Below are 6,117 nucleotides of genomic sequence, written 5' to 3'. Positions count from 1 at the left end.
CGTGGGAGGGCCTCTTAACCGTGGCCCCCCTCAAGGTCACCGGTGCCACCGGGAGCCCGGTCAACCCGATCTTCGTCTCCTGAGGCCCCGCCGGCGGAGCCGGCGGGCCGATCGGAGCGGTCACCCGACCGTGATGACGCGGTGGGCCAGGCGCCACCCACCCTCCGTCCGGCGCTGCCGGTCGTGGTAGCGGCCGATCGAGCGGATGGCGGGCGCAGTGGCCGTGTCACCGACGAACACCCAGAACGAGTCGGCGGTGGCGTCGTCGCCCTCGACGTCCACCGCCACCGTGGTGACGAGGTGGTGGGTGCCGGTCCCCGGGCCCTGGAACCCGGTGCGGCGCCGTTCCGACCGGTCGGCCCGGATGGCGTCCCGGCCCCGCACGGCGGTGGGCTCCACCTGCTGGCGCCGGTCTCCCGGGAACTCCCACACCGCGTCGTCGGTGAACAGGTCGAGGTAGCGCTCGAGATCCTCCTGCCAGTCCGCAAAGTGGGCGACGCGCGCCAAAAGGGTCCTGATCGCCGCGTCGTCGGCCGCGTACCGGGCGTCGTCCATGGGCCGTCTCCTCTCGGGCTCATGCTGGCGCGCCCCGGGCGGTCGCGCCAGGCGTTCGGTAGGGTCTCCCATGCCCTACGAGACGCTGACGGTCGACAAGCGTGGCCACGTGGGCTGGCTGATCTTCAACCGCCCCGACGCCCTCAACGCCTTCAACCCCAAGATGTCCGAGGAGCTGTCCGAGGCCTGGCGCCAGCTCGACGGGGACGACGACGTACGGGTGATCGTGAACACCGGGCGGGGCCGGGCCTTCCAGACGGGCGTCGACGTGCAGGAGGTGAGCCAGGCCGGGGGCATGGGCAACCGCAACAAGGGGGCCCGTCGCACCGAGGGAGGGATGACCTCCCGGACCAACGACGTCTGGAAGCCGGTGATCTGCGCCGTCAACGGGCTGTGCGTCGGCGGCGGGTTCCACTTCGTGGCCGACGCCGACATCGTGGTCGCCTCCCGGGCCGCCACCTTCATGGACAGCCACGTGTCGGTGGGCCAGGTCTCGGCCCTCGAGCCGATCGGCCTCATCGGGCGGATGCCGTTCGAGGCCATCCTGCGCATGGTGCTGATGGGGCGCCACGAGCGCTTCGGGCCCGAGCGGGCGTTCGAGCTGGGCCTGATCAGCCAGATCTTCGAGGCCGAGACCTTCGAGGAGGACGTCCAGGGCCTGGCCGAGACGGTGGCCCGTAACTCCCCCTCGACGATGATGCTGTCCAAGAAGGCCATCTGGAACGGGCTCGAGCAGGGCCGGGAGCAGGCCCTCGCCTACGGGCTCGACGCCGTCCGCGACCTCTGGGACCATCCCGACAACGTCGAGGGCGCCCGGGCCTTCGCCGAGCGCCGGGAGCCGGACTGGGCGCCGCCCCGGCGCCCCCGGATCTGACGACCCCGGAGCCGGAGATGTCACGCCTCGGACCATGGGAGCCGGCCACCCTCGAGGAGCGGATCGACCGGCTGGAGTCACTGGCGGCCATCCAGCAGCTCCCCCACCGCTACGGGGTGGCCATCGACTCCCGCGACATGGACATGATGGTCGACCTGTTCGTCCCCGACGTCCGGGTCGGGAGGGACGAGGTCGGGCGGGACGCCCTCAAACGATGGTTCACCGCCACCATGAGCCACTCCCGGGCCTCGTGCCACTTCATCGGAAACCACGTGGTCGACTTCGACGACGCCGACCACGCCCGGGGGGTCGTCTACTGCCACGACGAGCTCGACCATCCCCACGAGGGCCAGTGGGTGCAGGGCCAGCTGCAGTACTGGGACACGTACCGGCGTCTCGACGGGGAGTGGTACTTCGAGCGGAGGCGGTTCCACCGCCTGTACATCACCGACTGGCTGAACCGCCCGCACCACGGAGCGGGCAACGAGGGACTGTCGTCGGCGCTGACCACCCATCAGCTCCCGGAGGCCTACCCGTCCTGGGGCCGCTTCTGGGAGCAGGTCGAGAGAGAACGGGCCTGAGCCGACCGGACTGCCGGGCGGGGCCGCGTCACACCCGGTCGGGACGACCGTCCGGGAAGCAGGCGGCCAGCAGCCGCCGGAAGCCTTCCTGCCACCCGGTCTCGCAGCGGCCGAGCACCTCGTGCATGAGCGTCGTGTCCATCTGGTTGGCCGGGTAGGTCTCGTCGGTGTAGCGGAATGTCGGCTCCACCCCGAGCAGGTGACCGGCGAAGCGGCAGTAGTCCTCGATCGAGACCGGATCGTCCCCGGCGAAGTTCACGGTGATCGGGGGGATCTGCCCCTTTTCGAGGGCCACCAGGGCCAGGCGCACGGCGTCGTCCACCCACATGACCGAGCCCGCCCGCGGCTCCTCGGGGTTGACCCAGACCTCCTTGCCCCGCAGCATGCGCCGGATCCGCACCAGGGGACCGGACGCATCGGGCCCGTACACCGCCCCGATCCGCAGGATGATGGTGGGGATCTCCAGTCGCGGGGCCAGGAAGCGCACCAGCTGCTCGGCGGCGATCTTCGACAGGCTGTAGGCCGGGATCGGGGCGCCGTAGTCGTCGTCCTCCCGCACCGGGCGGCTCTGCTTGGCGTAGACCCCGCCGGTCGAGCAGAACACGAAGCCCTTGACGCCGCGGCACCGCTCCAGCAGCCGCCCCGTGCCCTGGACGTTCACCGCGAAGGTGTAGGCCATGTCCTCCTCGGAGCCCATCGCCACCATGGCGCCGGCGTGGAAGACGTAGTCGAGATCCCGGGGCAGGTCGTCGAGGGCGTCGGCGGCGATGTCCCTGCGCAGGCAGCGCACGCCGAGTCCCTCCAGCAGGGAGATGTCCTCGGGCCGGCTGAACCGGGCCAGGCCCCAGACCTCGTTGGCCGGGGCCAGCGCCCGCACGATCGGCAGCGCCAGGTGGCCGGCCGGGCCGGTCACCAGGATCCTCCTGCCCTCCACGGCTCCTCCCGAATGAATCCGCCCGGATAGGCTCGGATCACGACCCTAGGCCTGTCAGTGGGGGGAAGCATGAGCGCTGCAGCCGAGTACGACCTCAACTGGATCACATCGGTCGATGACCACATCATCGAGCCCCCCGGCGTGTGGCAGGACCGGGTGCCGAGCAGGTACAAGGACGTCGCGCCCCGGGTCATCATCGATGACAGCGGCGCCGAGGTCTGGGCCTACGAGGACATCCGCCAGGCCACCGGGGGCCTCGGAGCCAGCGCCGGACGCCGCCCCGAGGACATCACGCCCGTGGGCTTCCCGTACAGCGAGATGCGCCCGGGCTGCTACGACCCGAAGGCCCGGCTCCAGGACATGAACGACTCCGGGATCCTGGCGTCGCTCAACTTCCCGTCCTTCCCCCGCTTCTGCGGCCAGACCTTCTGGGAGGCCAAGGACAAGGACCTGGCCCTGATCTGCGTCCAGGCCTACAACGACTGGATGATCGACGAGTGGTGTGCGACCGATCCGCGCCGCTACATCCCCCTGGCCATCATCCCCCTCTGGGACCCCCAGCTGGCCGCCAAGGAGCTGGAGCGGGTCTACGCCAAGGGGTGCCGGTCGTTCTGCTTCTCGGAGAACTTCGAGCCTCTCGGCCTGCCGACCATCCACACGGGTCACTGGGACCCGGTGCTGCGGACCGCCAACGAGTTGGGCATGGTGCTGTCGATCCACATCGGATCGTCGTCCACCTTCCACCGCATCTCCAACGACTCACCTTTCATGGCCAACTTCTCGTTGGGGATGATCCGGCCGGCGGGTTGCCTGATGGACTGGATCTTCAGCGGGTTGTTCAACGTCTACCCGAACATCAAGATCGCCCTCTCCGAAGGCTCGATCGGTTGGATCCCGTGGGTCCTCGAGCGGGCCCATCAGGTCTGGACGACCCAGCGCTACTGGGTCGCCAAGGGTCAGGCCCTGGGCAACGTGGGCCCCGTGCAGCACTACGACACCCAGATCGACACGGACAAGATCGACGTGTACGCCGACTACCGGGAGCACTTCTACGGCTGCTTCATCGACGACGCCACCGGGCTGTCGATGCTCCCCGTCGTGGGGGAGGACAACGTGATGATCGAGGTCGACTACCCCCACTCCGACACCACGTGGCCCCATTCGCTCAAGCTGGCCCACGAGCGCCTGAACGCCGCCGGGCTCACCCCCGAGCAGCAGTTCAAGATCCTCCGGGGCAACGCCGAGCGGCTCTACCAGTTCGACGCCGCCGAGCCGCCCGACGTCGTCCGCCCCTGACCGCAGGTCCCGGGGCCCCGGCCGGGGCGCCCGGATCCGGATCGGTCAGGCCGGCGCCGTCAGCGCCTCGATGCGCCGGGAGCGGAAGCGCCAGCCGTCCGACCCCTTCACGAACTCGTCGTGGTAGCGGCCGACGCTGGCCGGCACGATGGCGTCCTTGGTCACCATGAAGAAGGCGTAGTCGGTCAGGCCCGAGGCCCGGTCCCCCTCGAGCACCAGGACCGTGTTCGAGGTGATGTGCTTGCCGGCCATCCGGCCCGCCGTGGCGGAGAAGGCCTCCCGCAGAGCGTCCCGGCCCCGGCGGGGGACTCCGTCCAACGAGGTGAACTCCCCGTCCTCGGTGTACAGGCCGACCCGCGTCTCCCAGTCACCGTCGTCGGTGAGCTGGGCATGGCGGCCCACCAGCTCGATCAGCTCCGCCCGGTCCGCACCCTCGTCTCCGGCCACCACGCCTCCCTGCTCGGCCCGCCCGGCCCACCGTATCCGCGGTTAACGTGCGCGGGCCGATTGCGTAGACATCCCGGAGGGCAGCATGGTCGACGTACCCGAACTCTTCCGCATCGATGACCAGGTGGCCGTGGTGACCGGCGGGGCCAGCGGGATCGGGGAGGCGACGGCGCAGGTGCTGGCGGCGGCCGGCGCCGCGGTCGTGGTCGGTGACATCGACGAGGAGGGCGCCGCCCGCACCGCCAAGCAGATCGGCGCCGACGGGGGCCGGGCGGTGGCCGTGCGGGCCGACACGTCGCGGCGGGCCGATGTCGACGCCCTCGTGGACCGGGCCGTGTCCGAGTACGGGCGGCTCGACGTCATGTGCAACGTGGCCGGGGTCGGCTACGCCAAGCCCGTCGTCGACATCACCGACGACGACTTCGACCGGCTCATCGGCATCAACCTCAGGGGGGTGCTGTACGGCTGCCAGGCCGCCCTCAAGGTGATGACTCCCCAGCGCTCGGGATCGATCGTGAACGTGGCGTCCACGGTCATCGACTCGCCGTTCCCGGGCCAGGCCCTGTACGGCATGACCAAGTCGGGCGTCGCCTTCCTCTCGGCCGTGCTCGCCGCCGAGGCCGGCCCCCACGGGATCCGGGTGAACTGCCTGGCGCCGGGAGCCACGCCCACCAACTTCGCCGCCTACCGCTATGCCGGCGGGAAGGTGGACCAGGAGCAGGAGGCCGCCTTCCAGGAGGGCATGCGTCAGATGACGCCGCTCGGCTTCCTCGGCGACGCCCGCGACCAGGCCATGATGATCCTGTTCCTGGTCTCCCCCGCGGCGCGGTGGGTCTCCGGGAACATCTTCCGGGTCAACGGGGGCCAGTCCCGCCCCTGGTGACAGCGGCCGCCACCTGGCGGCGCCCCGAGCCGGTCAGTCGAGGGTCAGCACCCCGCGGTTGAGCCGGCCGGCCTCCAGGTCCTCGAGGGCGGCGTCGATCTCGGCCAGGTCGTAGGTCCGGGTCACCATCTCGTCGAGCAGGAACCGGCCGTCGAGGTAGAAGCCCACCACCAGCGGTATGTCGTGGTGGGGCCGAGCCGACCCGTACCGGCAGCCCATTATCGACTTGTCCTGGTACATGGAGTTCACCACGAAGCTGGCCTCGGTGCCCAGCTTCGGGACACCGAGCATCACGCACGAGCCGCCCCAGTCGAGCATGTCGACGGCCTGGCGGATCAGGGCCGGGTGTCCCACGCACTCGAAGGCGTAGTCGACACCGTTGGCGAGCCCGAGATCGCGCAGGGCCGCCACCGGGTCGTCCACCGCCGAGACGTCGATGAAGTCCGTGGCCCCCATGCGCCGGGCCGCCTCCTCCTTGGCGGGGTTGGCGTCGATGGCCACGATGCGGCCGGCCGAGGACAACCGGGCCCCCTGGATCACCGACTGC

The 6,117-nt window shown here is 70.4% G+C and carries 8 protein-coding genes; 4 read left to right on the top strand and 4 right to left on the bottom strand.

Annotated elements, in window-relative coordinates:
* Positions 1-120 precede the first annotated feature (120 nt).
* The gene (locus VFW24_16860; GenBank protein HEX5268442.1) at positions 121-555 is read right to left on the bottom strand and encodes a nuclear transport factor 2 family protein; all 435 of its coding nucleotides are present in this window, start codon (positions 553-555) and stop codon (positions 121-123) included.
* 70 nt (positions 556-625) lie between these two features.
* On the opposite strand from VFW24_16860, the gene VFW24_16855 reads away from it, so the two are divergent.
* Both VFW24_16855 and VFW24_16850 read left to right on the top strand, forming a co-directional pair.
* Positions 626-1,429, top strand: coding sequence for an enoyl-CoA hydratase/isomerase family protein (locus VFW24_16855; protein HEX5268441.1), 804 nt, complete (start codon positions 626-628; stop codon positions 1,427-1,429).
* 17 nt (positions 1,430-1,446) lie between these two features.
* Complete coding sequence (locus VFW24_16850; protein HEX5268440.1) at positions 1,447-2,010, top strand: nuclear transport factor 2 family protein; 564 nt, start codon at positions 1,447-1,449, stop codon at positions 2,008-2,010.
* Between the two features lie 28 nt (positions 2,011-2,038).
* Here VFW24_16850 and VFW24_16845 read toward each other — a convergent pair whose 3' ends face one another.
* The gene (locus tag VFW24_16845) at positions 2,039-2,923 is read right to left on the bottom strand and encodes an NAD(P)-dependent oxidoreductase (protein ID HEX5268439.1); all 885 of its coding nucleotides are present in this window, start codon (positions 2,921-2,923) and stop codon (positions 2,039-2,041) included.
* A 90-nt stretch (positions 2,924-3,013) separates the two neighbouring features.
* Between VFW24_16845 and VFW24_16840 the strand changes: the two genes are divergently transcribed.
* Complete coding sequence (locus tag VFW24_16840; protein HEX5268438.1) at positions 3,014-4,240, top strand: amidohydrolase family protein; 1,227 nt, start codon at positions 3,014-3,016, stop codon at positions 4,238-4,240.
* Between the two features lie 45 nt (positions 4,241-4,285).
* On the opposite strand, the gene VFW24_16835 is transcribed toward VFW24_16840, so the two are convergent.
* Positions 4,286-4,687, bottom strand: coding sequence for a nuclear transport factor 2 family protein (locus VFW24_16835; protein ID HEX5268437.1), 402 nt, complete (start codon positions 4,685-4,687; stop codon positions 4,286-4,288).
* A gap of 85 nt (positions 4,688-4,772) precedes the next feature.
* On the opposite strand from VFW24_16835, the gene VFW24_16830 reads away from it, so the two are divergent.
* Positions 4,773-5,570, top strand: coding sequence for a glucose 1-dehydrogenase (locus VFW24_16830; GenBank protein ID HEX5268436.1), 798 nt, complete (start codon positions 4,773-4,775; stop codon positions 5,568-5,570).
* Positions 5,571-5,603: 33 nt separating this feature from the next.
* On the opposite strand, the gene VFW24_16825 is transcribed toward VFW24_16830, so the two are convergent.
* Positions 5,604-6,117 (bottom strand): zinc-binding dehydrogenase (locus VFW24_16825; GenBank protein HEX5268435.1); only part of this gene is annotated, 514 nt, incomplete at its 5' end.

The organism is Acidimicrobiales bacterium, assembly GCA_036273495.1.
Classification (GTDB): domain Bacteria; phylum Actinomycetota; class Acidimicrobiia; order Acidimicrobiales; family JAJPHE01; genus DASSEU01.
This window is presented reverse-complemented; position numbering and strand designations above follow the sequence as displayed.

Bases quoted from the DNA above. Each gene is read 5' to 3' on its own strand.
- VFW24_16860 (HEX5268442.1), bottom strand. From the start codon at position 555: ATGGACGACGCCCGGTACGCGGCCGACGACGCGGCGATCAGGACCCTT.
- VFW24_16830 (HEX5268436.1), top strand. From the start codon at position 4,773: ATGGTCGACGTACCCGAACTCTTCCGCATCGATGACCAGGTGGCCGTG.
- VFW24_16855 (HEX5268441.1), top strand. From the start codon at position 626: ATGCCCTACGAGACGCTGACGGTCGACAAGCGTGGCCACGTGGGCTGG.
- VFW24_16840 (HEX5268438.1), top strand. From the start codon at position 3,014: ATGAGCGCTGCAGCCGAGTACGACCTCAACTGGATCACATCGGTCGAT.
- VFW24_16850 (HEX5268440.1), top strand. From the start codon at position 1,447: ATGTCACGCCTCGGACCATGGGAGCCGGCCACCCTCGAGGAGCGGATC.